The sequence below is a fragment of the Streptomyces sp. NPDC057623 genome (assembly GCF_042800355.1).
Lineage (GTDB): Bacteria > Actinomycetota > Actinomycetes > Streptomycetales > Streptomycetaceae > Streptomyces.
The window spans coordinates 62,550-85,520 of record NZ_JBHVGZ010000018.1; the positions used below are offsets into that span (position 1 = coordinate 62,550).

The following is a 22,971-nucleotide window of genomic DNA, read 5'->3' on the forward strand; positions in this document are numbered from 1 at the left end:
CGGGGGGGGGGGGGGGGAGGGGGGGGGGGGGGGGGGGGGGGGGGGGGGGGGGGGGGGAGGGGGGGGGGGGGTTCCTCCTCTTTTTTTCCCCCCCCCCCCCCCTCCGCTGCCGCGGACCGATACCGCGGACCGGAGCTACGGAAGCGTCTTCGCGTAGTACTGGTCCTCGTCCGAGTCGTAGACCAACTCGCCGTCGGCGTCGTAGCCCTTGATCCGCGGTGCGAGCGTGACCTGCTGGTGCAGCACGCCGGACGCCACGAACCAGCCGTGGTCGAGGGCCGCCTCGGCGCTGCTGTCCCCGTAGGAGACGGTCACCTTGGTCACGGACGCCCTGACCGTGCCGACGAGGCCCCAGCGGAACGGGAGTTTCCAGTTGCCCCGGTCCAGGACGGACTGCTGGTAGAGCTTGCCGCCGTTCAGGTCGGCGAACACCGGGCTCGGGTCCGACGGATCGCCGGCGCCGGCCCCCGAGAGCCCCACGGCCTCGCCGTCCACGATCCGGCAGATCAGCGCGGCCTCCTTCGGATCGGTCCGCTCCGCCGCGACGACGAACATGCCGTCGCCGGTCGCGTTGGAGTCGCCGGTGCTGCGCATCGCCAGGATGATCCGGTAGGCGTCGGCGGCGCCCTGGCCGGACCGGCCGTCGCTCTGCGGGGCGGTGTCGCGGAAGGCCAGGCACTTCTCCAGGCCGTCCGTGGCCTGCGCGAAGGTGATCCCGTCGAGGAGCTGGCCCGGTGTGGCGGGCCGGGCGGGACCGCTGGGCGCCGGGGCCGGTGTCCGGGGCGCGCTGACGGACGGGCCCGGGGCGGTCGCCGTGTCCGCGCCCGACCGGTCGACGCCCAGCGCGTACGCCCCGACCGGCATCGCCGCCAACGTCACCAGCACCGCCCCCGTCGCGGCCACCCGGCGCCGACGCTCGAACACGCCCCGGCGCCGGATCGCCGGATACGGCGCGGACGACGGCCGGAACGTGTGCGCGGTATCGGCGAGCAGATCCCGCAGCTGCTCCTCGAAGTCCCGCTCGCTCTCCGCTCCCTGTCGCTGCTCGTCGTCGTTCACCTGCTGCCTCCCCGCACGGACGACGTCACCCGGGCCAGGCCCGGATACGCACGCAATTTCGCCAGCCCTTTCGACGCCTGGCTCTTGACCGTGCCCGTGGAGCAGCCGAGCACCTCGGCGACCTCCGACTCGGACAGGTCCTCCCAGTAGCGCATGACGACCACCGCCCGCTGTTTGGGCGGCAGTCGGGCCAGGGCGTCGAGCAGCGCACCGCGCTCGTCCACGTCCGCGTAGCCCTGGTCGCGCCCCGGCACCTCCGGCGGCGCCGCCGTCAGCGACTCGGCGACCCGCCGCTTGCGGAACCGGTCGCTGTTGCAGCTGACCAGCATCCGGCGGACGTACGCCTCCGGATGGTCGGCCCGCGACACGCGCCGCCAGGAGCGGTACGCCTTCGCCAGCGCCGTCTGCGTCAGGTCCTCGGCATGATGCGCGTCGCCCGTGAGGAGATACGCGGTCCGGACCAGGTGGGACCATCGCGCCCTGACGAATTCCTGGAACTGGGCCTCTTGTTCGGCCTGCATCAAGCACCCTCCCTCGCCCTCCAGACCTCCGATGCGGGGGAATCGGTTGCCCGAGCGGAGCGACTCGTTTCGAATGGGGCGATGGAGATGGACAAGGAGAGCCCGAAGCGTTGGAACGAGAGCGACCCCGGGGTCCTCAAGCTGCCCTCCGGGCGGCTGGTCCGGGGCCGTGGCCTGCGCCGCCCTCTCGCACCGGAGGCGCGGACCCCGTCGTACGGCGTCTACCTCCTCGGCAAGCCGCCCCCGGAGGTCCCCTGGGCCTCCCACTGGATCCGCTGGCCCGACTTCCGTCTGCCCGCCGACCGCGCGGCCGCCCGCGCCGCCCTCGTCGAGGCATGGGAGCGGGCCGCCGACGAACGCGTCGAGATCGCGTGCGGCGGCGGCCGTGGGCGTACGGGGACCGCGCTGGCGTGCCTGGCGGTGCTGGACGGCGTGCCGCCCGAGGACGCCGTGGACTTCGTACGGCGCGACTACGACCGGCACGCCGTGGAGACGCCGTGGCAGCGGAGGTACGTGCGGAGCTTCAGATGAGCGCTTGAGCCGGCAGCTCGGCCGTCTCGACGATCAGGGCGTGGCCCGGCGCCGCGTCCTGCTCCGGCCGCGTCGCTGTTCGTGCCGTAGGAGCCGCCGCCCGTCTTGTCGGCGAGGAGGTCGCGGTCGGGGCGGTTCAGGGCGTCGCCGAGGACCAGGCGGGCGTACGTCCGGCCGATCGCGCGCGGCGTCGTGGTGTCCGTGACACGCCACGGCTCGGCCGAGTTGAGCTCCGTCTCCCAGCGGTTGGCCGCGTCGGCGAGTTCCGCCACGGTCATGCCGGGGCGCAACCGGTCGGCGGTGGCGGTGCCTGTGGTCAGCAGGGCGCTTGGATTCGCGCCTATTTGGTCTGACGGGGGGCGACGATCTCTTCAGCGATCGACGCCGCGTCTCATCCCTTGGTCGCGGTGCCGTAGACCATCGGCCGACGGCGGTGGAGGCCCGCGCTCGCCACAGTGGCCGTATGGACCGTATGGAGAAGGCCAAGGGGATCAGCAGGGCGGGGTTTCTGGCGGGCGCGGCGGCCGTCGGGCTGGCCGGGGCGGTGGTGCCCGCCGGACAGGCCGCGGCGACCGCGCGAGCGCCGGAGTGCGGGGGCGTCGACGGCAAGGGGCTGAAGCGCCGGGGCGTCGTCTACACCGTCGGGGCGGGCGAGACGCCGGGCACCGCGTGGAGCGCCGCCCGGATGCGCGAGGACGTCCGGGTCATCCGCGACGACCTGCACGCCGACACCCTCGACGTCACCGGCGACGGCGTCGAGCGCCTCACCGCCACGGCCGCAGAGGCCGCCGAACGAGGGCTGCACGTCTGGCTCCAGCCGACCGTCGGGGACGTGCCCGAGCGGGAGATCCTGGACAGCATCGCCGAGTGCGGCCGGTTCGCGGAGCGGCTGCGGCGGCAGGGCGCGAGCGTCGACTTCAGCGTGGGCTGCGAGTTCTGGCTGTTCGTCCCGGGGATCATCCCCGGCGAGACCGTCCTGGACCGGATCGAGAACCTCCAGAACGGCACGATCGACATGGCGCGGATGCGCCGCCGCCTGGCCCGCTTCACCGCGAAGGCGGCGGCGACCGCCCGCTCCGTCTTCCACGGCCGCCTCAGCTACGCCGCCGCCCAGGACGAGGCGTTCGAGCCGGTCGACTGGAACCTCTTCGACGTCATCGGCATCGACTACTACTCGTACTTCCCCCAACGATCCCCATACGTAAGGGAGTTGAACCGCTACCTGCGCTGGGGCAAGCCCCTGGCCATCACCGAGTTCGGCACGTGCGCGTACGTCGGCGCTCCCGAGGCGGGTGGCATGGGCTGGGACATCGTCGACTACACCAAGGAGCCGAACGAGATCAAGGGCGACCCGGTGCGCAGTGAGCGCACACAGGCCGCCTACCTGGGTGATCTGCTGGACGTCTTCGAGTCGATGGGCCTGTACGCGGCGATGGCCTTCGAGTTCGTCACCGCGGACGCCCCGCACCGCCCCGACAACCCGCGCTACGACCTCGACCTGGCGAGCTACGGCATCACCAAGCCGATCAAGGACCGTCCCGACGACCCGGCCTCCGGCTGGCACTGGGAGCCGAAGGAGGCCTTCCACGCGGTGGCCCGCCGGTACGGCCGACGGGCACGGGCCGCCTGACGGGGAGACCATGGCCGAGGAGGTGCGCGCATGGAATGGACCCTTGAGGTGATCGGCGTACCGGTCACCGACCTGGACCGGGCCAAGACCTTCTACCGGGACCAGTGCGGATTCCGCGCCGAGATCGACGCGCCGTTCTTCGACGGCGCCCGCTTCGTCCAGCTCACCCCGCCCGGCTCCCGCTGCTCCGTCGTGCTGGAGTCCGGCCTCCCGGACTCACCGGCCGGCCCTCGGATGGCCCCTGGCTCACAGCAGGGCCTCCAGCTCTGCGTCACCGACATCGGGGCGGCACGGGCGGAGCTGCTGGGACGCGGGGTCGAGGTGACCCCGATCCTGCACGTGAACCCGTCCGGCTGGTCGGAGGGCCGGGGCGAGGAGCCCTGGAACGCCTTCCTCTTCTTCCACGACCCCGACGGGAACGGCTGGACGATCCAGGAGTCCCCGACGCCCCTCACCGAGCGCTGACCCGCCCTGGCGGCGCCCGGAGACGATCCGTGTCCTCGGAGCACGGGCGGCCACCGGCTTCGCGGCCGGCCGGACGGTGCGTCGGCGCCGGGTTCCGTCACTCGCAGTAGAGGTCACCGGCCGGGCGCTGTCCCGTCGCCAGGAAGCGGGACACGGCCGCGTCGCCGCACGCGTTGCCGTTGTCCAGGTAGGAGTCATGGCCGGTGGCGTTCACGGTGACCATGACGGCCCGCCTGCCGAGGGTCTCGCGCAGCTTCAGGGCGCCGCTCAGCGGGGTCGCCACGTCCCGTTCGTTCTGGACGAGCAGGGTGTTCGACGGACCGCGGTCCGTCACCCGCAGCGGTGCCTCCGCGGGCTCCCACGGCCAGGCGGCGCACAGCATCGCGTTCCTCGGCATGCCGGCGGTCAGGGGGTACTTCGCCCGGCTCTCGGCGACGCCCTTCTCGTACACGGCGGCCGACTTCGGCCAGGCGCCGTCGTTGCAGATGGTGCCGGCGCCGACCGCGAGGTAGTTCTGCATCAGCGACTCCGGCGGGGCCGGCGGCGCGGGCGGCACCGTGCCCTGCAGCGCGGCCAGCATCAGCTTGGCCAGGGTCGGGTAGTCGTCGGGGTCGTAGAAGCTGTCCAGCATGGCCTGGCGCAGCATGTTGCCGCTCAGCTCCGCCGGGTTGGCGCCGGGCCAGGGGAGCGGCTCGCGGTCCAGACGGGCGGCGAGGCGGAGGAAGAGCGGGCGCACCTCGGCCGGGGTGTCGGCGACCCGGTCCGGGTTGCCGGGCGCCGACGCCCACTTGGCGAACTCGGGGAAGTTGTCCTCGACGCCCACCTCGTACGCCTGGAGCCAGGCGCGCTCCGCCAGCACCGGGTCGGCGTGGTCGTTGCTGTCCAGCACGACGCGGTCGGTGCGGTGCGGGAACAGCTCGCCGTAGGCGGCGCCGACATAGGTGCCGTACGAGACGCCCCAGGCGGACAGCTTGCGCTCGCCGAGCGCGGCCCGGATGCGGTCGATGTCGCGGGCGTTGTTCTTGGTGCTGATGTGCTTGATCAGCTCACCGCCGTTGCGGGCACAGGCCTGCGAGATACGCCGGGCGGTGGCCATGTTCTCGGTGACGGAGCCGTCCGGGGCCGGCCAGGGGCGCAGGCTGGTGCGCGCGAGGTCCTCATGACCGACGTCGCAACTCAGCGAGGTCGAGGGGGCGTTGCCCCGCGGCGCGAACCCGATCAGGTCGTAGGCGTCCCGTACCTCCTGCGGCAGCTTCTGCCCCTTGCCCGAAGGGTCGCCCAGACTGTCCCCGCCGGGCCCGCCCGCGATCAGCAGCAGGGCCCCGCGGCGGGCGGACGGCTTCTCGCCGGGGATACGGGAGACGGCGATGTCGATCTTCTCGCCGCCGGGGTCGGAGTAGTCCATCGGCACGGACACGGTCGCGCACCGCTGGCGCGGATCGAGCCCCTCGCCCTCGCACTTGGTCCACTTCAATGGCGCGGGCGTGCCGGTGGCGGACGCGGTGAGCGGGGTGACGAGCCCGAAGACGACTGCGGAGGCGGCGGCGATCAGGGCGGCGCTCTTCGTGATCTGCTTCATGTGCAGCAGCCTGACCGAGGTTGACGGGGCGTCACATCCGGGTAGCAGCCTTCTTGGAGGGGGGATTACCCCACCGCTCACAGCTTGAGCGACATGAGGAGCCGGTCCTCGCCGGGGCCGAAGTAGTCCCTGCGCACACCATCCTCGGCGGAGAGTCCCAGCGACTCGTACAGCATGATCGCTGCCGTGTTCGCCGGCTCCACGGTCAGCCGGACCTCATGGACTCGCTCCTGGCGCGACTGCCGCATCACCTCCAGCATCAGCCGCCTTCCCAGTCCCCGGCCCCGCCGTTCCGTGCTGATGGCCAGGCTCAGGACCCAGCACACGGAGCCGTCCGAGGTGGTGACGAAGAGGACGTAGCCGTGCAGGTGCTTTCCGTCGTCGAGGACGAGGATGCGGTCGCTGTACCCGTCGAAGTACTGGCGGAGGACGAAGTAGGGGTACGGGTCGTCCGGGAAGGCCTTCCGGTCCAGGTCGAGGATTTCGGGCAGATCGCCTTCGTGGGCCGACCGGATGCTCATAGTGTCATGAAGAGCGGGCATTCGTCCAGAATTGCCTGTTGGGGTACGTGAGTTCAAGTCCGGCGTCTCCGATCTTGGTACCTTTGGGCAATGCATCTGGGATCACCCGGGAACCTGTCGCAGCTCAACGCGGAAGCCCCTTGGGAAGATTTCAACCCAACGGCCTACGTCGATCACAACTACAGGAAAGTGATCCAAGAGGACCGGGAGATCATTTCGATCGTCCGCGCCCACTTCGGTGATCATTTCCGCGCCCATCCGAATCGCCCGGTACGGGGTATCGATGTCGGGGCCGGAGCCAATCTTTATCCGGCCTTTTCCATGTTGCCGTGGTGTGACGAGATCACGCTGCTCGACCGGGCAGAGCAGAACGTCGAGTACCTCGAGAGGCAGCAGGGGGGATACGACCAGGTCTGGGACGCGTTCTGGGACCTGTTCTGCACGGACGAGGCGTACGCCGCGCTTCAGGGTGACCCGAGGGACAGGTTCAAGGAGGTCACAGAGGTCGAGAACGGCGATCTCTTCGCCTTGAGCGGCCGACGGGAGAACTGGTCGCTCGGAACCATGTTCTTCGTCGCCGAATCCCTCTCCACCAGCCACGAGGAGTTCTGGCAGGCCGTCGAGTGCTTCCTGCTGGCCCTCACGCCGGGTGCGCCGTTCGCGGCCGCGTTCATGGAACACTCCGAGGGATACTTCGTCGGCGACACACACTTTCCGGCCTGCGATGTCGGCGAGCCGGAGATCCGGTCCGCCATCGAGGTCCACGCCGAGCGGCAACGGCTGAAAATCTTCACTGTCGGGCAGCCCAACGCGGTGCGCGACGGTTATACGTCCATGATCGTGGCTTGCGGCTTCCGAGCCAGGGGTAATTAGAGATTCTCCGACCGGGCGACGCGATGTGATCTGTGGGGGGCCGAGATGCAGATCAAGCCACGCCGGCATCTGCTGGACATATGGCAGGCAGTGGCCCGCCACTCCTTCCCCGGCGGGGAATGGGACTGGGGCGAATGGGGCGGGCAGAGCAGCGTCGCCGACGCCGAGCGGCTGCTCTGCCTGCTGTACCCGACCACCGAGATCCCCGCCTTCCGGCTGGACGACCCGGACACCACGCAGGAGGACGTCCAGCAAGCCCTGAGGAAGGCCGGCAGCCGGCTGGACATCCCGGCCCACCTCGTCACGGCCGTGGCCGAGTTCATGCGCATGCACACCGGCGACGACAAGAGGCCGACCTTCGCCGGGGGTTACTACTTCGGCACCCGGGACAAGGCCGAGGAGGCCACCGAGGAGCAACGCCAGGTGGGCGTCGTCGACTCCTTCTCCATGTCGATCACCCTGTGCCTCGCCACCCTCGGCTTCCTCAAGGTCTACGAGACCAAGACCCGGCGCAGCGACATCAAGGAGGCGGTCGCCGAGCTGCGCCAGGCCACCAGCACCCGGCTCACCGCCGCCATGGTGAGCCTGCTGCGCTCCTTCGTCGTCAACGCCTTCGACCCCGACGCCTCCCAGGGCCGTGCGCTCTGCGAACTCCTCGGCCAGGGACGGCTGTCGCAGCGGCAGGTGCTGAGCAAGTTCCAGCAGCGCTTCCGTGCCCTGCGCGCGGCGCTCATCGAGAGCATCCACCTCGGTATCGACGTCGAGGAGAGCCTCAAGGACGAGAACCAGCTCTTCGAGTGCGGCTGGGCGTGGAGCCTGGTGCAGGACGCCCCCGAGATCGAGACCACCGAACCCGTCGGGCCGCAGCCCGAGGGCATCGCCGACCCGATGCCGCATCTCTACTTCACCGTCGTCGCCCTCGACGGCATCCAGGACCTGTTCTCCGACCGCACCCTCACCCTCGGCCTGCTCAACACCGAACAGCAGAGGCTCGCCGAGGCGCTCCGGCTGCGGTGGGAGCTCACCCAGCAGTACTGGTCCGGCATCGCCCGCTTCGACGCCGACCGCTGGCCCCTGGAGGACATTCCCTGGCGTACGACGGGACAGAAGCTGGAGTCCGAGTACTTCTCCCTCTCCGTCGCCGCCATCCTCGTGCACGACCTGATGCGGCGCCGGGCCACCGACGACGACCTGACCCGCACCGTCGGCGTGATGGAGCGCCTCGCCGAGCGAGGCCGCATCACCAGCCGGATGACGCGCGACGACCCGATGGTCCACGAGCTGCACACCGCAGGCGTCACCCTGCCGTTGCAGGGCAGCGAGCGGATCGGTCCGGCCCTGCAATGGTCCATGAACGACTTCTCGGCGCAGCTGCTGAAACGGACCATCCAGTTGTGCACGCTGTCGCGCAACCTCGCCTCGCACGACGGGTTGCTCAGACTCGCCGAGGACGTCTTCGACCACATGTGGCGCCGCCGCATCCGCGACGGTGAGGGCGTCGGCCTGTGGGACAGCGTCCAGCACGCCTATCCCGAAGCGGAGATCCGCAAGCGCAGGGTGCCGGTGTCATGGAGCATCACCGAGCGTGTCACCGAGGTGATGGTCCAGGCCGACGCGATGTACCGGCAGCCGCCGATCCGCCATCGTGAACTGACCGAGCTGGCAAGGGCGTTGCTCAGCGAATCCGCCCACCTCCTGGGCAACGAGCAGATGGAGCCCATGCCCACGGACGCCGGCCGGCACGGGATGCAGCTCAGGAACATGGAGGTCAAGTTGCGTCGCGCCCGCGGTCTCGTCGAGGTACAGCCGGGCACGGCCTACGCGTTGGCGCTCGACGTGCTGGGGCAGCTCGACTCGCTCGCCCGGGCGCGCGAGGCCGCGGACCGGGGGGTGTGATCACGGTGCTGATCTTCGCGGCCTCCGACAAGGGAGGCGCGGGCCGGACGGTCACCAGCGCCAACCTCGCCTACCACCGGGCGCTGGCCGGGGACGACGTCTGCTACCTGGACTTCGACTTCGGCTCACCCACCGCGGCGGCCCTCTTCGAGGTGGCCGACACCGTCCAGGACACCGCGGGGCGCGATCTGCACGCCTATCTGGCGGGCCAGGTCGGCGAACCGGCCCGGATCGACGTCTGGGCCGAGACCGAGCACCGTGTGCTGCGCTTCCCCCCGCCCGGCTCGGGCCGTCTCTTCCTGATGCCCGGCGACCCGAGCGGCGGCGAGTTCGCGACCAGCGACGACAACCTGCGCCGCTGTGTCGACCTGCTGATGACGCTGGACCACGAGTTCGACCTGGTCGTCGTCGACCTCAGCGCCGGCCGCTCCTACGCCGTCGACATGGCCCTGGAGGCCACCGCACAGCCCGAGATGCGTGAGGTCACGGCCCGCTGGCTGGTCTTCCACCGCTGGACCCGCAAACACGTGGCCGCCGCGGCGAGCCTCGCCTTCGGCAACCGGGGCATCATCGCGGGCGGTGTCGCGCGCGGCCATGACGAGGAGGCGCTGCGCGGCGCCATCCGCTTCGTACGGGCCGCCGTACCGGACCCCGAGTCACCGCTGTGGTCGCAGGTCTCGCCCACCCAGTCGGCGTGGATGCGCAAGACCGACGGCGACCTCAGGCAGCTCGCCTCCACCCACGGCATCGGCTACAGCCAGGTCCTCGGCTCGGTTCCGCTCGAACCCGTCCTTCAGTGGCGTGAGCAGCTCATCACCGACGAGGACGTGCTCGACAGCCAGATCGCCAACCAGGAGACCTGGCTGGCCCTCGGGCAGCTGGCCGGCCGCCTGACCGACGACAAGTACTGGGAGCAGGCGTGACCGAGGCCGTGTTCCGGGAGTCCACCGCGCAGACGCGTACCCAGTCCGTGCCGCTCGCCCATCTCTCCGTGGAGCTGGGCCACCTCTACATGGAGGACTTCGAGGCGGGGCCCGAACGGCTGGGCGAACACTTCGCCGAGGTGCGGGTCTGGGCGGACGCGGTGCGCGCCTCGGCCGCCCGCCGCAGCAAGCGGCCGCGCGTCAGCACCTGCTTCCTGATCGACGACTACTTCACCCGCTTCTCCACCCCGGCCGAGCTGATCCCGATGGTGCTGAAGGAGGCCGAGCGGGCCGGCCTCGTCATCGACTACCTCGCCCGGGAGTCGGCCTGCGCGGTCGCCGACCGCATCGAACTCGCCGAGTCCGTCACGCACCGCCTGGTCGAGTCCCCGCCGCCGGGCAGCCACGGCTCCCGTCCGTCCGTCAGCCACACCGGCTGGCTCGCCAACGGCCAGCGCACGCCCTCGACGCGCCGCAGCGCCCTGGGCGAGATCAAGGGCTGGGAGCCCCCTCAGGAGACCGCTGCCCGCAACCACTCGGTGTTCATGGACGTGGAGCTGTGGTCGGAGAAGGACGGACGGCGCCTGTGGTCCTGCCCGTTCCTGGCCGCCGTATGGCAACTGGCCCGGCTGGGGCTGCTACGGCACCTGGGTGAGCCCGTGCTCGTCCCGACCCCCTGGGCCGGCGGTGACTTCCCGCACGACTGGGACCGGCTGCCGCCGCTGACCAGGCTCACCGACACCAAGGCGGCCTTCAGCGCGTACCGCACCTGCACCCTCATGCCGAACCGCTTCCTCGCCGTCGAGGACGCCGTACGGCTCGTCCTCGACCAGATCGACGTCGACGCCGGGGCCCTGCGCCAGGTGGCCGAGCGGTCCGCCGCCGAGGGGGTGCCGGTGCCGGCGGCGGTCGCGCAGCGCGCCACCTACGTCTTCTACGAGGAGCCCGGCGGCTCCTCCACGGCTGAGGAGACCTGAGATGCCCTCGCCCTCCGGTCCACCGACGGGTTCGGTCCTGGTCTGCGGTGAGGTGCGCACCTGTCTGCTGCCGTCCTTGCAGGCGTTGGACGGCCGGGCCGCCGCCCAGCTGCTCAGGCTGCGCGCCGACGAACTGGTCCGGGTCTCGGAACGGCCCACCATGTACGCCCTCTCGCCCGAGGTGCTGACCGGGGTGGACTGCGCTCTGCCGGCCGCCAACGGCGCCAAGGTGCGAGCCGTGGGCACGGTGGCCGCTCGCGGGGCGTTGACCGAGGGCCGTCTGCTTCAGTCGACGGCGTACTTCAGCCTCCCGGCCGCCGGGCCCGACGCGCGGCGCCCCTGGGGTCAGTACCTCGTACGACCGGGTCTGGTCGAGCCGCTCGGCAAACTGCCCCGGCAGGCCGTCGCGGAGGGCGTGTCACGCGGTGCGGGGCGCGGCGAACTCGACCTCGGGATGATCGCCGAGGGCCTGCTGGCCCAGCTGCGCCGCCACCCGCTCCTGGACCGCAGGGTGCCCTTCAAGTCCAGCCCCACGAAACTCCGTTGGGTCGCGCGCCGCGAACCCGGCAGCGGGCGGGCCTGCCTGGTGAACTTCACGGTGGCCGAGGGCGGCCTGCGGACCATGGAGCTGACGCTGCCCGCGGACGTCCCGGCCGCGGCCGCCGCCGGCCTCAGTGAGGATCTCGCCCTGCACGACTGGCTTCTGACGACCGTTCAGCACATGCTGGACAACAGTCGCCTCGGTGCGGCGGACGGACCTTCGGTCGTCGAGGCGCTGCATCCGGTCGTGGTTCACCTGCTGCATCTGTGGATGCCGCGGGCGCACGTGGACCCCGCGCTGGGTCACCTGTGGGACGTGCTGGAAGAGAATCCGGGCTTCTCCCGACAGTGGGAGAACCTGGGCCGACGCATCCGGGACCGACTCGCGCTCCAGGCGGTTTCGCTGTCGCACAAGGCGCTCTCCCCGCGCTGACCCAGTAGCTCCAACGACTCCGGTGGAAGAAGAGGCAGGCATGGACGGAGAGCCGGGAACCCCCGGGCCGGCGACGCGCGGACTGCACATACCCCCGGTCGTGCTGAAGATCCTGGTCACACTGGCCGTGGGGACGGTCACCTATGTGATCACCAACCTGATCGACCAGTCCGACGAGGAACTGTGGCAACTCGCCCTCGCCGTCGTCATCGGCGGTGCCGCGCTGATCGTCCAGTACATGGTCGACTTCGAGGACCGCCTGGGCTCGGTGGAGAGGAGCCAGCGGAGCACCGGGCATGACCTGCGGGAGAACCTGAACACCCACCACCGTGAGATGACGGAGCTGGTGGACCAGGGGTTTCGGCGGGTCGGGGTCGTGACGTCCCTGTTCAGCAGGCTGACGGACTCAAGGATGCCCGAGGACGAGGTGCTGCGGCTGGTCAGGAGCGCCGCGCAGGTGGGATCACACGGCCAGGGTTTCATGCAGAGGTTCGCCCAGGCCGAGATCACGCGGCTGGCCAAGACGATGACCGAGCTGGCCTCGGGGACCGCCGACTGGGAGGGGGAGAACAACGACACGCTCATCGCCCTCACCAAGTGCGCCCGCCAGAGCATCGACACCACCAGCACCTTCGTCGACCTGGCCTTCTGGGAGACCGCGACCGCGCAGCACTACCTGGGCGTGCAGCGCGACGTGATCCGGGAACACGGCGTCAAGGTCAGGCGCCTGTTCATCGCCCAGCACTTCCAGAACCCGGAAGTCAACGCGAAGCTGAAGGTGATCCTCAGAGACCAGCGCAGCAACGACATCCAGGCCGGGGTGGTGGCCCTGTCCGAGCTGCCGCCCCACATACGGAGAGTGGGTCCGACGCCCGAGTTCGTCATCTTCGACGGAGAGCTCCGCTTCGAGATGACCACCGATGTGGAGCAGCTCTACCCCAACGCCAAGCTGGACGACCGTGAGGAGATCCTCACCCGCCGCATGGAGCGGTTCGAACTGCTCTGGGACGCCCGGGTGGAGGAGCCCCCGGAACTACCCGCGGACTGAGGATCGGGCCTGGCTGACGAACTCCGCCCAGGCGGAGACGGAGATGAGGAGTACGGGGCTGTCCGAGGCGAGTTTGCTGTCCCGGACGGGGACGGTGCCGGGGACTCCGTCGGCTACCTCGACGCAGTTGCCGCCGTCGCCGTTGCTGTAGGTGCTCTTGCGCCAGCGAGCGCCGCTCAGGTCGTACGTGTGCATCGTCTGAAGTCCTCAGCTGCCGACTCGATCAGGGCCAGGGACGCCTCCGGCGACAGCGCGGCACCCCTGAGCAGATCGTAAGCTCGGCTCGCGCGCTTCACCACCGCCGGTTCGTCCAGGAGGCTCCCCGAAAACGACGTCTCTGTATAGGCCGTTGGGGGTGCGTCGTCGAACTGCATCAGCCGCAGCGACCCGTTGTTCGCGGGCGCACCCGCTGAAAACGGCAGCACCTGCAACAGCACCTTGCGCTCACGGGCCAGCGCCGCCATGTGCTCCAGCGCCTCAGCCGCGACCTCCGGCCCGCCCACCGGCACACGAAGCACCGCTTCGTGCACGATCGCCCAATACTCCGGCCTTGTAGCGTCCTTGAGGATCGCGCACCGCTCGCCGCGGGCCGTGACGCGCTCTTCGATGAGCCGGTCCGTGACGAAGGGGTTCGTCGCCACCACGAGCGCCGTCGTGTAGGCCGGGGTCTGGAGGAGTCCGGGAACGACGGAGGGCTCCCAGTCGCAGATCTTCGTCGCCAGCCGCTCCAGCTCCGCCACCTCGGCGAAGTAATCGGCGTACCGCTTGTCATTGATGAGCCGTCGCCACATCCGCTCGAAAATACCGTCGGTTTGCAGCGCCTCGTCAATCCGCCGAGCGACGTCCAATTGTGGTTTTCGGATCGCCTGTTCGAACTGGCCGATGTATCCGCCGGAGACAAATACCCGGGACCCCAACTCCACCTGAGTGATCCCGGCATCCTCCCGCCGTCGCTTCAGTTCCGCACCGAAGAACTCCCACGCCGCTTGCCGCGAACCATTGGCCATGGCCAACCCCCTTGCACTTCCCGGCACTTGTAGGGCACAGACTCCTGCCGAGTGTAGGCGTCGCAGGTCAGGATGGAGATGGAATGAGTGAAACCCAAAGAGGAGGGGAGTCACGTGACGGCACGACACTCGGCGCGCTGCGTCGAAGAAGCGGAGGAAGCAGTGAAGGAATTGCGGGCGGTCCTGGAGAAGGCAGGAATTACGCTTCCGACACTCCGGATCGACCCGGCGAGTCTTGCGCGTGAAGCCCCTTGCCCGCTCGTGGAATTGGGCCGATGTTCCGTCGAGACCGCGCAGCGCCTCGCGGCGGTACTGCGATGAAGCCGCCGATCGGGTCGTACGTGGTCGATACACGCAACGGAAGAATCGGCATCGTCATGGGTCACGAGGGGCCGTACGTCCAACTCAGACCATACGGCGGCGGCAAGGAATGGGACGCCGAGCCGGGCATCGTACGCACGGCAAGCCCGGCCGAGCGGCTGCGCGCCGCGACCGCGTACGCGAACGCACGGAGTCGGGGTGAGGTTCCTTGACCTAGGGGCGGCCCCGTAGGGTGCGGCGGCATGGGTTTGTGGAGATGGAGGAAGAGGGGGCCGAAAGCCGCCCGTCGCTACCCCGTGCCGCTCACCACGCACCAGCTGTGGATGGTGTCGCTGAGCGCGCCGGTGAGCCGGGACCGGGGCGCCTCGCGGACCACGCTGTACCCGTTCACGCGGATCGACGACGAAGGGGCTCGGCGCTGGTTGACCGAGCAGTGGGAGATCACCACGCGTGAGCAGTTGGTCGGCCGGCTCGACGGACTGTCCCGCAGCGGGTACCGGGCGCGGGCGTACCGGGTCACCGGGGTCTCGCCGCTCGCCTGGGACGCCGCGCTGTATGTCGACATCGCCCGTCGTGGCTTCGCCTGCGGGATGATCGGCGAGTCCGACGCCTGGACCGCGCTGAAGAACATCGTGCCGGCGGTCGTGGGGACGTACGGCTCCTGGCAGGAGTACGCCGCTCACTACCTGCTCGGTCGCCAGGTGTGGCGGGACGGGCTGAAGGGCACGACGGACACCGGCCTCCCGGCCCCACAGGGGACCGCCGACGCGCATCTGCGCGCGCTGCTGGACCCGGCGAATCGTTCCAGCCCCTGGAACCTGGCCCCCTGGAACACCATCAGCCACCCCGACCGCACCCGGTGACTGCGGGCGTACGCGAGAATGAACCCATGACCCTGTTCCGCTTCCGGTTCCGCGACGACGGCATCGTGCTGTACACCCAGCGGCCGGGCGAGCGCGGGGGTGTGCGATGAGTCTGTTCCGGGATGACGGTGTGGTCCTGCGCACCCAGAAACTCGGTGAGGCCGACCGGATCATGCTGTGTCTTCCCGGGGGGCAACCCCCGGACCCCCGGCCGAAGGCCTGCGGGGGTGTGCGATGAGTCTGTTCCGGGATGACGGTGTGGTCCTGCGCACCCAGAAACTCGGCGAAGCCGACCGGATCATCACGCTGCTCACGCGGGGGCACGGGCGGGTGCGGGCCGTGGCTCGGGGGGTGCGGCGGACCAAGTCGAAGTTCGGGGCGCGGCTCGAGCCGTTCTCCCACGTCGACGTGCAGTTCTTCGCGCGGGGGAGCGAGCTGATCGGGCGCGGGCTGCCGCTGTGCACGCAGAGCGAGACCATCGCTCCGTACGGCGGCGGGATCGTCAGCGACTACACGCGGTACACCGCCGGGACGGCCATGCTGGAGACCGCCGAGCGGTTCACCGATCATGAGGGCGAGCCGGCCGTGCAGCAGTATCTGCTGCTCGTCGGGGCCCTGCGGACGCTCTCCCGTGGCGAGCACGCCCCGCACCTCGTTCTCGACGCCTTCCTGCTGCGGTCGCTCGCAGTCAACGGCTACGCCCCCAGCTTCAGCGACTGCGCGAAGTGCGGAATGCCCGGTCCGAACCGCTTCTTCTCGGTGTCCTCCGGGGGCTCGGTCTGTGTCGACTGCCGCGTGCCCGGTAGCGTCGTACCGTCGCCGCAGACGCTCGAACTGCTGGGCGCGCTGCTTACGGGAGACTGGGAGACGGCCGACGCCTGCGAGGCGCGGCACGTCCGGGAGGGCAGCGGGCTGGTGTCCGCCTATCTGCACTGGCACATGGAGCGCGGGCTGCGCTCGCTTCGGTACGTGGAAAAGTAAGGGAGACGACAAGCACATGGCCGTGACTGGGTTCCTGGGGCGCCGGCGACGCGAGTACAGGACGCCGGAGCCGCACCCGTCCGGCGCCCGCGCCCCGAAGCTTCCGGGCGAGCTGATCCCGAAGCACGTGGCGATCGTCATGGACGGCAACGGCCGCTGGGCGAAGGAGCGGGGACTGCCGCGCACCGAGGGGCACAAGGTCGGTGCCGAGCGCGTGCTCGACGTCCTTCAGGGCGCGGTCGAGATGGGCGTGGGGGCGATCTCCCTGTACGCCTTCTCCACCGAGAACTGGAAGCGGTCACCGGACGAGGTGCGCTTCCTCATGAACTTCAACCGCGACTTCATCCGCAAGACCCGTGACCAGCTCGACGAGCTGGGGATCCGGGTGCGGTGGGTCGGCCGGATGCCCAAGCTGTGGAAGTCCGTAGCCAAGGAGCTCCAGATCGCCCAGGAGCAGACCAAGGACAACGACAAGCTGACGCTGTACTTCTGCATGAACTACGGCGGGCGGGCCGAGATCGCGGACGCGGCGCAGGCCCTCGCGGAGGACGTGAAGGCCGGGCGGCTGGACCCGTCGAAGGTGAATGAGAAGACCTTCGCGAAGTACATGTACTACCCGGACATGCCGGACGTGGACCTGTTCCTGCGCCCGAGCGGTGAGCAGCGCACCTCCAACTACCTTCTCTGGCAGAGCGCCTACGCCGAGATGGTCTTCCAGGACGTGCTGTGGCCGGACTTCGACCGGCGTGACCTGTGGCGGGCGTGTGTGGAGTTCGCGTCCCGTGACCGGCGGTTCGGCGGGGCCATCCCGAACGAGGAGCTGCTGGCCATGGAGGGCAGGCAGGACTGAGGGTCGGTGGGGTGGGCGGGGCGCTAGGGTTCCGCCCATGGATCACCAGGGGCGGGACATCATGTCGGGCGAGGACGCCGTCGAGCTGGCCTACCAGCCTGCGCGGGAAGATTTTCTCAAGGCTGTCCTCGTGCGGGAGCGCATACGTCGACTGAACCTTGTGCGCTGGGCTCTGGTCGCACTGTTCGTGTTGCTCACCGTGTCGCAGGCGGTGTCGGGCTGGCCGTTCTCGGCGGTAGTCACCCTGCTGTGCGCCGCCATGATCTGGGGGATCCCGCATCTGCAGGCGCATCACGGGCTGCGCACGGTCTCCTGGCAGGGCGGGTACCGCACGACCGTCAGTGACACGGGGGTCACGACCGTCACCGATCATGTGACGCTGGTCCAGCGTTGGTCGGTGTTCCGGGGGTACCGGGAGACCCGCGATCACCTGGTCCTTCTCAGCCGGGACCCGAACGTCCTGCTCGTGGAGGTCCTGCCCAAGCGGGGCGCCGCGGGTCCGGCCGACGTGGACCGCTTGCGCGCGCTGCTGGGCCACCACCTGCCCCGCGTGTAACAACCCAGCTGAATTCGCCCCCGCCGCCCCTACCCGTCCCGCCCCTGGGGGCTGCGCCCCCAACGGGCTGAAGTACTCAGCCTCTCCGGCGTTTGAGGAGCGGGGTCCGGGGCGGAGCCCCAGAAGGATGGGACGGGTAGGGGCGGCGGGGGCGGGAAACGCTCAGGCCGCGGAGCACTCCGCGCAGGTGCCGAAGATCTCCACCGTGTGCGCCACGTTCACAAACCCGTGCTCGGCCGCGATCGCGTCCGCCCACTTCTCCACGGCCGGCCCCTCCACCTCGACCGCCTTGCCGCAGACACGGCAGACAAGGTGATGGTGGTGTTCGCCGGTCGAGCAGCGGCGGTAGACCGACTCGCCGTCGGCGGTGCGCAGGACATCGACCTCACCGGCGTCGGCGAGGGACTGCAGGGTGCGGTAGACCGTGGTGAGCCCGACCGAGTCGCCCTTGTGCTTGAGCATGTCGTGGAGATCCTGCGCGCTGCGGAACTCGTCGACCTCGTCAAGGGCCGCCGCCACGGCGGCCCGCTGTCGAGTCGCGCGGCCCTTTACGGGCGGTCCAGCGACTGTCACCGGTTGCCTCCTCACGTCTGCACTTGCCGGGCCATTGTGCCAGCCCGGGCCGTCCGCAGTCAGACGCCGACCTTGCCCGCGGCCTCCCGGCTGGCCGGAATCGCGCACTCCGCCGGGTCCCCGGAGGGCTGCGCGGCGGCCAGGGCCCGGGCCCTGCGCCGGGCCAGCGGGGTCGCCAGCGCCGTCAGCGCGATGAACGCGCCGATGGTCAGCAGCACGATGGTCGCGCCGGGCGGGACGTCCTGGTAGTACGAGGTCACCGTGCCGCCGATCGTCACCGTGATGCCGATCGCCACGGCGATCGCGAACGTCGCGGCGAAGCTCCGGGTGAGCTGCTGGGCCGCCGCCACCGGCACCACCATCAGCGCGCTGACCAGCAACAGCCCGACCACCCGCATCGCGACCGTCACCGTCACCGCCGCCGTGATCGCCGTCAGCAGGTTCAGCGCGCGCACCGGCAGCCCGGTGACCCTCGCGAACTCCTCGTCCTGGCTCACCGCGAACAGCTGGCGGCGCAGGCCCAGGGTGACCAACACCACGAACGCGGCGAGCAGGATGATCGCCGTCACGTCCGATTCGCTCACCGTCGAGAGCGAGCCGAAGAGGTACGAGGTCAGGTTGGCGTTGGAGCCGTTCGGCGCGAGGTTGATGAACATCACGCCGCCGGCCATACCGCCGTAGAAGAGCATCGCGAGGGCGATGTCGCCGCGGGTGCGGCCGTACCAGCGGATCAGCTCCATCAGGACCGCGCCGAGGACGGAGACCAGCGTCGCCATCCACACCGGGGACCAGGAGAGCAGGAAGCCGAGGCCCACGCCCGTCATCGCGACATGGCCGATGCCGTCGCCCATCAGGGCCTGGCGGCGCTGGACCAGGTAGATGCCCACGGCGGGTGCCGTGATGCCGACCAGGACCGCGGCGAGCAGCGCCCGCTGCATGAAGTCGTAGTTCAGGAAGTCCATCAGCTGAGCAGCCCCGTCCGGATCGGTTCGGCGTCGTGAGCCGCGTGCGGGTGTACGTGGTCGTGGCCGGGCAGCGCGTGCTGGCCGACGGCCTTCGGGGGCGGGCCATCGTGTGTCACGCAGCCGTCGCGCAGGACGACCGCCCGGTCGATCAGGGGCTCCAGCTGGCCGAGTTCGTGCAGCACGAGCAGGACCGTCGAACCGGCGCCGACCTGCTCCCTGAGCGTCTGCGCCAGCACCTCCTGGCTGGCCAGGTCCACGCCCGCCATCGGCTCGTCCATGATCAGCAGCTCGGGCTCGGAGGCGAGCGCGCGGGCGATGAGCACGCGCTGGTGCTGGCCGCCGGAGAGGGCGCTGACGGAGTCCTTGACGCGGTCCGCCATGCCGACGAGGTCGAGAGCGCGCCGTACGGCCGCGTGGTCGGCCTTGCGGAAGACGCCGAAGCGGGTGCGGGAGAGGCGGCCGGAGGAGACGACCTCGCCGACCGTGGCGGGGACGCCGCCGGCGGCCGTCGTGCGCTGGGGGACGTAGCCCAGCCGCGCCCAGTCGCGGAACCGGGCGCGCGGGGTGCCGAACAGCTCGATCTCACCGGCGCTGACCGGCACCTGGCCGATGACGCTGCGCACGGCGGTCGACTTGCCCGAGCCGTTGGCGCCGAGCAGCGCGACGACCTCACCGCGGTGCACGGTGAGGTCGATGCCGCGCAGGACGGGGCGCGATCCCAGCTCGGCGCGGACGCCGCGCAGGGAGATGACGGGCTCGGCGGGTGCGACGGGCTTGACGGGCTCGGTCATGCCGTCCTCCGTGGGGTGTGGCTCACTTGGCTCCCAGGGCCGTCTTCAGGGCCGCGAGGTTGGATTCCATGACCGCGAAGTAGTCGTCGCCCTTGGACTTGTCGGTGATGCCCTCAAGGGGATCGAGGACGTCTGTCCTGAGGCCCGCGTCGTCGGCGAGGGTCTTGGCGGTCTTGTCGGAGACCAGTGTCTCGTAGAAGACGGTGGTGACGCCGTCGGCCTTGGCCTCCTGCTGGAGCTCCTTGATCCGGGCCGGGCTCGGCTCGCTGTCCGGGTCGACGCCGGAGATGGCCTCCTGGGTCAGGCCGTAGCGCTCGGCGAGGTAGCCGAAGGCGGCGTGGTTGGTGAAGAAGACCTTGGTCTTGGTGTTCTTCAGGCCGTCCGTGAACTGCGTGTTCAGGGCGTCCAACTTCTTGACCAGCGCTTCGGTGTTCTTCTTGTAGTCGGCCGCGTGGTCCGGGTCCGCCTTCTCGAAGGCCGCGCCGACGCCCTTGGCGATCTCGGCGTACTTCACCGGGTCGAGCCAGACATGCGGGTCGAGGGCGTGCCCCTCCTCCTCGGAGTGCGCTTCCTCGCCCTCGTGCTCGTGCTCGACGTCGCCGTGGTCCTCCAGCTTGGTGAGGGTGGCGGCGTCGATCTTCGTCTTGAGGCCCGACTGCCCGACGGTCTCGTCGACGGACGGCTGGAGGCCCTTGAGATAGAGGGCGGCGTCGGAGTCCTCCAGCTGCGCCCGCTGCTGGGCGCTGATCTCCAGGTCGTGCGGCTCCTGGCCGGGTTCGGTCAGGCTGGAGACGTTCACATGGCCGCCGCCGATCTGCCCGGCGAGGAAGGCCATGGGGTAGAACGACGCGACGACGTCGAACTTGTCCGTGTTGCCCGCGGCCGCGCTGTCCGAGGAGCAGGCGGAGAGGGAGCCGGCACCGAGAGCGGTGACGGCCGCCAGGGCGAGCCCGGATATGTGATGTCGTCGTACGTTCATGACAGTCATTTTCAGCAAGTTTGGAAACGATTGTCAACAAGCGTGATGGGCTGTCCACAGAGGGCAACCGATTTGGTTGAGGGGGATCCCCCGCCGGTACCCTGGAGCATTCGCTGTGAAGCGCCTCGCTTCGTCGCCCGTCGTCGTAATGAAGAGAGCACCGTGGCCGCCGACAAGATCGACACCATCGTCAGCCTGAGCAAGCGCCGTGGCTTCGTATTCCCCTGCAGTGAGATCTACGGCGGCCAGCGCGCCGCCTGGGATTACGGGCCACTGGGTGTCGAGCTCAAGGAGAACCTGAAGCGCCAGTGGTGGCGCTACATGGTGACGTCGCGCGAGGACGTGGTCGGTATCGACTCGTCCGTGATCCTTGCCCCCGAGGTCTGGGTCGCCTCCGGTCACGTCGCCACCTTCACGGACCCGCTTACCGAGTGCACCTCCTGCCACAAGCGGTTCCGCGCCGACCACCTTGAAGAGGCGTACGAGGCCAAGAAGGGCCACCTCCCGGAGAACGGCCTCGCCGACGTCAACTGCCCCAACTGCGGCAACAAGGGCCAGTTCACCGAGCCGAAGCAGTTCTCGGGTCTTCTCTCCACCCACCTCGGCCCGACCCAGGACTCCGGCTCGATCGCGTACCTGCGCCCGGAGACCGCCCAGGGCATCTTCACCAACTTCGCCCAGGTGCAGACCACTTCGCGCCGCAAGCCGCCGTTCGGCATCGCGCAGATGGGCAAGTCCTTCCGCAACGAGATCACGCCCGGCAACTTCATCTTCCGCACCCGCGAGTTCGAGCAGATGGAGATGGAGTTCTTCGTCAAGCCGGGCGAGGACGAGAAGTGGCAGGAGTACTGGATGGAGCAGCGCTGGAACTGGTACACCGGCCTGGGCCTGCGCGAGGAGAACATGCGGTGGTACGACCACCCGAAGGAGAAGCTCTCCCACTACTCCAAGCGCACCGCTGACATCGAGTACCGCTTCCAGTTCGGCGGCAACGAGTGGGGCGAGCTGGAGGGCGTCGCCAACCGCACCGACTACGACCTCGGTGCCCACTCCAAGGCCTCCGGCCAGGACCTCTCCTACTTCGACCAGGAGGCCGGCGAGCGCTGGACGCCGTACGTCATCGAGCCCGCGGCCGGTGTCGGCCGCGCGATGCTGGCGTTCCTGCTCGACGCCTACGTCGAGGACGAGGCGCCCAACGCCAAGGGCAAGATGGAGAAGCGGACCGTGCTGCGCCTGGACCACCGGCTGGCGCCGGTGAAGGTCGCGGTGCTTCCGCTGTCGCGTAACCCGGAGCTCTCCCCGAAGGCCAAGGGCCTCGCCCAGGCGCTTCGGCAGAACTGGAACATCGAGTTCGACGACGCGGGTGCGATCGGTCGCCGCTACCGCCGCCAGGACGAGATCGGTACGCCGTTCTGTGTGACGGTCGACTTCGACACGCTTGAGGACAACGCCGTGACGGTGCGTGAGCGTGACTCGATGAAGCAGGAGCGGGTGTCGCTGGACCAGATCGAGGGCTACCTGGCCAGCCGGCTGATCGGCGCCTAGCCAGGGCTTGTTCGTGAGCTGAAGCTGACGGGAGACGTCGTGTCTCCCGTCAGCTTTTTGCGTGGCGCGCGAGACCCCGTCCGGGAAATGATCGTGCGCATGGCATCAACGGTGACGAACATCGCGATCGACTGTGCGGACGCCTACCGACTGGCGGGGTTCTGGGCGGAGGTGACCGGGCACCCGGTCGATCCCGAGGACGGGCCCGGTGACGAGGAGACCGCGGTCACGCTGCCCGGTGGCCCGACCCTGTACTTCAACCAGGTGCCGGAGCCCAAGTCGAGCAAGAACAGGCTCCATCTGTGCCTGCGCCCCGACACCACGCGGGACGAGGAGGTCCGGCGGCTGCTGGAGCTGGGCGCCTCCCTGGTCGACGACCACCGCAAACCCGACGGCTGGGGCTGGGCCGTTCTCGCCGACCCGGAAGGCAACGAGTTCTGCGTGCTGCTGGCCGAGTCCGAGCGGGCCGCGCTGCCCGCGCCCGCCTCCGGCTGACCCGGCCGCGGCCCTCGTTCGCATTGGCCCCGGATACGGGCGCCGCTTT

Annotated in this window: 26 protein-coding genes and 1 pseudogene; 16 read left to right on the forward strand and 11 right to left on the reverse strand. The window is 69.9% G+C overall.

The genetic code is table 11. The annotated features are described in order from the left end of the window. Positions 1–135: 135 nt before the first annotated feature. Positions 136–1,059, reverse strand: a complete 924-nt coding sequence (locus ACFU95_RS20345) for a hypothetical protein (RefSeq protein ID WP_383829179.1) — start codon at positions 1,057–1,059, stop codon at positions 136–138. After that, complete coding sequence (locus ACFU95_RS20350) at positions 1,056–1,580, reverse strand: SigE family RNA polymerase sigma factor (protein ID WP_383829182.1); 525 nt, start codon at positions 1,578–1,580, stop codon at positions 1,056–1,058. The genes ACFU95_RS20345 and ACFU95_RS20350 overlap by 4 nt, the downstream gene beginning before the upstream one ends. A gap of 81 nt (positions 1,581–1,661) precedes the next feature. Between ACFU95_RS20350 and ACFU95_RS20355 the strand changes: the two genes are divergently transcribed. Continuing rightward, positions 1,662–2,111 (forward strand): protein-tyrosine phosphatase family protein, encoded by a 450-nt coding sequence (locus ACFU95_RS20355; protein ID WP_383829185.1) that lies wholly within the window; start codon positions 1,662–1,664, stop codon positions 2,109–2,111. Positions 2,112–2,170: 59 nt separating this feature from the next. Here ACFU95_RS20355 and ACFU95_RS20360 read toward each other — a convergent pair. After that, a pseudogene (locus ACFU95_RS20360) lies at positions 2,171–2,413 on the reverse strand (class A beta-lactamase); the annotation flags it as partial. Between the two features lie 170 nt (positions 2,414–2,583). On the opposite strand from ACFU95_RS20360, the gene ACFU95_RS20365 reads away from it, so the two are divergent. Both ACFU95_RS20365 and ACFU95_RS20370 read left to right on the forward strand, forming a co-directional pair. Continuing rightward, positions 2,584–3,741: an abortive phage infection protein gene (locus ACFU95_RS20365; RefSeq protein ID WP_383829420.1), complete on the forward strand. Its 1,158-nt coding sequence runs from the start codon at positions 2,584–2,586 to the stop codon at positions 3,739–3,741. Positions 3,742–3,771: 30 nt separating this feature from the next. Further along, the gene (locus ACFU95_RS20370; RefSeq protein WP_383829188.1) at positions 3,772–4,206 is read left to right on the forward strand and encodes a VOC family protein; all 435 of its coding nucleotides are present in this window, start codon (positions 3,772–3,774) and stop codon (positions 4,204–4,206) included. A gap of 97 nt (positions 4,207–4,303) precedes the next feature. Here the strand turns inward: ACFU95_RS20370 and ACFU95_RS20375 are convergent, their stop codons facing one another. Together ACFU95_RS20375 and ACFU95_RS20380 are read right to left on the reverse strand one after the other, a co-directional pair. Further along, positions 4,304–5,785: an alpha/beta hydrolase gene (locus ACFU95_RS20375; RefSeq protein WP_383829191.1), complete on the reverse strand. Its 1,482-nt coding sequence runs from the start codon at positions 5,783–5,785 to the stop codon at positions 4,304–4,306. A 77-nt stretch (positions 5,786–5,862) separates the two neighbouring features. Beyond that, positions 5,863–6,306 (reverse strand): GNAT family N-acetyltransferase, encoded by a 444-nt coding sequence (locus ACFU95_RS20380; protein ID WP_383829194.1) that lies wholly within the window; start codon positions 6,304–6,306, stop codon positions 5,863–5,865. Positions 6,307–6,396: 90 nt separating this feature from the next. Here ACFU95_RS20380 and ACFU95_RS20385 point away from each other — a divergent pair, with 90 nt between their 5' ends. From ACFU95_RS20385 to ACFU95_RS20410, 6 genes are read left to right on the forward strand one after another with little or no spacing between them, the layout of a single operon-like run. Then, positions 6,397–7,179 (forward strand): SCO2525 family SAM-dependent methyltransferase, encoded by a 783-nt coding sequence (locus ACFU95_RS20385; RefSeq protein WP_383829197.1) that lies wholly within the window; start codon positions 6,397–6,399, stop codon positions 7,177–7,179. A 45-nt stretch (positions 7,180–7,224) separates the two neighbouring features. Further along, positions 7,225–9,075 (forward strand): SCO2524 family protein, encoded by a 1,851-nt coding sequence (locus ACFU95_RS20390; protein WP_383829200.1) that lies wholly within the window; start codon positions 7,225–7,227, stop codon positions 9,073–9,075. Positions 9,076–9,080: 5 nt separating this feature from the next. Next, a complete protein-coding gene (locus tag ACFU95_RS20395; RefSeq protein WP_383829423.1) occupies positions 9,081–9,998 on the forward strand; it encodes an SCO2523 family variant P-loop protein in 918 nt (305 codons plus the stop codon). After that, the gene (locus ACFU95_RS20400) at positions 9,995–10,975 is read left to right on the forward strand and encodes an SCO2522 family protein (RefSeq protein ID WP_383829203.1); all 981 of its coding nucleotides are present in this window, start codon (positions 9,995–9,997) and stop codon (positions 10,973–10,975) included. The genes ACFU95_RS20395 and ACFU95_RS20400 overlap by 4 nt, the downstream gene beginning before the upstream one ends. Before the next feature lies 1 nt (position 10,976). After that, entirely contained in the window at positions 10,977–11,948 is a 972-nt protein-coding gene (locus tag ACFU95_RS20405; RefSeq protein ID WP_383829206.1) for an SCO2521 family protein, read from the forward strand. A gap of 40 nt (positions 11,949–11,988) precedes the next feature. Next, positions 11,989–12,996 carry a hypothetical protein gene (locus tag ACFU95_RS20410; protein WP_383829209.1) on the forward strand — a complete coding sequence of 336 codons (1,008 nt, stop codon included), beginning with the start codon at positions 11,989–11,991 and terminating at the stop codon, positions 12,994–12,996. Here ACFU95_RS20410 and ACFU95_RS20415 read toward each other — a convergent pair. Both ACFU95_RS20415 and ACFU95_RS20420 read right to left on the reverse strand, forming a co-directional pair. Then, on the reverse strand, positions 12,982–13,191 hold the full coding sequence (locus ACFU95_RS20415; RefSeq protein ID WP_383829212.1) for a DUF397 domain-containing protein: 210 nt from the start codon (positions 13,189–13,191) through the stop codon (positions 12,982–12,984). The two genes, ACFU95_RS20410 and ACFU95_RS20415, sit on opposite strands and share 15 nt — an antisense overlap. After that, positions 13,173–14,003 (reverse strand): helix-turn-helix domain-containing protein, encoded by an 831-nt coding sequence (locus ACFU95_RS20420; protein ID WP_383829215.1) that lies wholly within the window; start codon positions 14,001–14,003, stop codon positions 13,173–13,175. Before ACFU95_RS20420 ends, ACFU95_RS20415 begins: the two co-directional genes overlap by 19 nt. Before the next feature lie 317 nt (positions 14,004–14,320). On the opposite strand from ACFU95_RS20420, the gene ACFU95_RS20425 reads away from it, so the two are divergent. The 5 genes from ACFU95_RS20425 to ACFU95_RS20445 all read left to right on the forward strand — a co-directional run bounded on the left by ACFU95_RS20425 (position 14,321) and on the right by ACFU95_RS20445 (position 17,574). Then, positions 14,321–14,536 carry a hypothetical protein gene (locus tag ACFU95_RS20425; RefSeq protein ID WP_370257663.1) on the forward strand — a complete coding sequence of 72 codons (216 nt, stop codon included), beginning with the start codon at positions 14,321–14,323 and terminating at the stop codon, positions 14,534–14,536. A gap of 30 nt (positions 14,537–14,566) precedes the next feature. Next, a complete protein-coding gene (locus ACFU95_RS20430; RefSeq protein WP_383829219.1) occupies positions 14,567–15,187 on the forward strand; it encodes a DUF1266 domain-containing protein in 621 nt (206 codons plus the stop codon). Positions 15,188–15,421: 234 nt separating this feature from the next. Next, on the forward strand, positions 15,422–16,168 hold the full coding sequence (recO, locus tag ACFU95_RS20435) for a DNA repair protein RecO (protein ID WP_383829222.1): 747 nt from the start codon (positions 15,422–15,424) through the stop codon (positions 16,166–16,168). A gap of 16 nt (positions 16,169–16,184) precedes the next feature. Then, entirely contained in the window at positions 16,185–17,018 is an 834-nt protein-coding gene (locus ACFU95_RS20440) for an isoprenyl transferase (protein ID WP_383829225.1), read from the forward strand. Between the two features lie 37 nt (positions 17,019–17,055). Continuing rightward, positions 17,056–17,574 carry a YcxB family protein gene (locus ACFU95_RS20445; RefSeq protein ID WP_383829229.1) on the forward strand — a complete coding sequence of 173 codons (519 nt, stop codon included), beginning with the start codon at positions 17,056–17,058 and terminating at the stop codon, positions 17,572–17,574. Between the two features lie 162 nt (positions 17,575–17,736). Here ACFU95_RS20445 and ACFU95_RS20450 read toward each other — a convergent pair whose 3' ends face one another. Genes ACFU95_RS20450 through ACFU95_RS20465 form a run of 4 tightly spaced genes read right to left on the reverse strand, consistent with a single transcriptional unit; the run spans position 17,737 to position 20,882 of the window. Continuing rightward, a complete protein-coding gene (locus ACFU95_RS20450) occupies positions 17,737–18,147 on the reverse strand; it encodes a Fur family transcriptional regulator (protein WP_383829232.1) in 411 nt (136 codons plus the stop codon). A 59-nt stretch (positions 18,148–18,206) separates the two neighbouring features. Then, positions 18,207–19,109, reverse strand: a complete 903-nt coding sequence (locus tag ACFU95_RS20455; RefSeq protein ID WP_383829235.1) for a metal ABC transporter permease — start codon at positions 19,107–19,109, stop codon at positions 18,207–18,209. Next, positions 19,109–19,903 (reverse strand): metal ABC transporter ATP-binding protein, encoded by a 795-nt coding sequence (locus tag ACFU95_RS20460; protein ID WP_383829237.1) that lies wholly within the window; start codon positions 19,901–19,903, stop codon positions 19,109–19,111. Before ACFU95_RS20460 ends, ACFU95_RS20455 begins: the two co-directional genes overlap by 1 nt. A gap of 22 nt (positions 19,904–19,925) precedes the next feature. After that, a complete protein-coding gene (locus tag ACFU95_RS20465; RefSeq protein WP_383829240.1) occupies positions 19,926–20,882 on the reverse strand; it encodes a metal ABC transporter solute-binding protein, Zn/Mn family in 957 nt (318 codons plus the stop codon). A 162-nt stretch (positions 20,883–21,044) separates the two neighbouring features. Here ACFU95_RS20465 and ACFU95_RS20470 point away from each other — a divergent pair, with 162 nt between their 5' ends. Beyond that, complete coding sequence (locus tag ACFU95_RS20470) at positions 21,045–22,427, forward strand: glycine--tRNA ligase (protein ID WP_383829244.1); 1,383 nt, start codon at positions 21,045–21,047, stop codon at positions 22,425–22,427. Positions 22,428–22,526: 99 nt separating this feature from the next. Continuing rightward, the gene (locus ACFU95_RS20475; protein WP_383829247.1) at positions 22,527–22,922 is read left to right on the forward strand and encodes a VOC family protein; all 396 of its coding nucleotides are present in this window, start codon (positions 22,527–22,529) and stop codon (positions 22,920–22,922) included. The last annotated feature ends 49 nt before the right edge of the window (positions 22,923–22,971 follow it).

Bases quoted from the DNA above. Each gene is read 5' to 3' on its own strand.
- ACFU95_RS20350 (WP_383829182.1), bottom strand. From the start codon at position 1,580: ATGCAGGCCGAACAAGAGGCCCAGTTCCAGGAATTCGTCAGGGCGCGA.
- ACFU95_RS20355 (WP_383829185.1), top strand. From the start codon at position 1,662: ATGGAGATGGACAAGGAGAGCCCGAAGCGTTGGAACGAGAGCGACCCC.
- ACFU95_RS20365 (WP_383829420.1), top strand. From the start codon at position 2,584: ATGGAGAAGGCCAAGGGGATCAGCAGGGCGGGGTTTCTGGCGGGCGCG.
- ACFU95_RS20370 (WP_383829188.1), top strand. From the start codon at position 3,772: ATGGAATGGACCCTTGAGGTGATCGGCGTACCGGTCACCGACCTGGAC.
- ACFU95_RS20375 (WP_383829191.1), bottom strand. From the start codon at position 5,785: ATGAAGCAGATCACGAAGAGCGCCGCCCTGATCGCCGCCGCCTCCGCA.
- ACFU95_RS20380 (WP_383829194.1), bottom strand. From the start codon at position 6,306: ATGAGCATCCGGTCGGCCCACGAAGGCGATCTGCCCGAAATCCTCGAC.
- ACFU95_RS20385 (WP_383829197.1), top strand. From the start codon at position 6,397: ATGCATCTGGGATCACCCGGGAACCTGTCGCAGCTCAACGCGGAAGCC.
- ACFU95_RS20390 (WP_383829200.1), top strand. From the start codon at position 7,225: ATGCAGATCAAGCCACGCCGGCATCTGCTGGACATATGGCAGGCAGTG.
- ACFU95_RS20405 (WP_383829206.1), top strand. From the start codon at position 10,977: ATGCCCTCGCCCTCCGGTCCACCGACGGGTTCGGTCCTGGTCTGCGGT.
- ACFU95_RS20410 (WP_383829209.1), top strand. From the start codon at position 11,989: ATGGACGGAGAGCCGGGAACCCCCGGGCCGGCGACGCGCGGACTGCAC.
- ACFU95_RS20415 (WP_383829212.1), bottom strand. From the start codon at position 13,191: ATGCACACGTACGACCTGAGCGGCGCTCGCTGGCGCAAGAGCACCTAC.
- ACFU95_RS20420 (WP_383829215.1), bottom strand. From the start codon at position 14,003: ATGGCCAATGGTTCGCGGCAAGCGGCGTGGGAGTTCTTCGGTGCGGAA.
- ACFU95_RS20425 (WP_370257663.1), top strand. From the start codon at position 14,321: ATGAAGCCGCCGATCGGGTCGTACGTGGTCGATACACGCAACGGAAGA.
- ACFU95_RS20430 (WP_383829219.1), top strand. From the start codon at position 14,567: ATGGGTTTGTGGAGATGGAGGAAGAGGGGGCCGAAAGCCGCCCGTCGC.
- recO (WP_383829222.1), top strand. From the start codon at position 15,422: ATGAGTCTGTTCCGGGATGACGGTGTGGTCCTGCGCACCCAGAAACTC.
- ACFU95_RS20440 (WP_383829225.1), top strand. From the start codon at position 16,185: ATGGCCGTGACTGGGTTCCTGGGGCGCCGGCGACGCGAGTACAGGACG.
- ACFU95_RS20445 (WP_383829229.1), top strand. From the start codon at position 17,056: ATGGATCACCAGGGGCGGGACATCATGTCGGGCGAGGACGCCGTCGAG.
- ACFU95_RS20455 (WP_383829235.1), bottom strand. From the start codon at position 19,109: ATGGACTTCCTGAACTACGACTTCATGCAGCGGGCGCTGCTCGCCGCG.
- ACFU95_RS20460 (WP_383829237.1), bottom strand. From the start codon at position 19,903: ATGACCGAGCCCGTCAAGCCCGTCGCACCCGCCGAGCCCGTCATCTCC.
- ACFU95_RS20465 (WP_383829240.1), bottom strand. From the start codon at position 20,882: ATGAACGTACGACGACATCACATATCCGGGCTCGCCCTGGCGGCCGTC.
- ACFU95_RS20475 (WP_383829247.1), top strand. From the start codon at position 22,527: ATGGCATCAACGGTGACGAACATCGCGATCGACTGTGCGGACGCCTAC.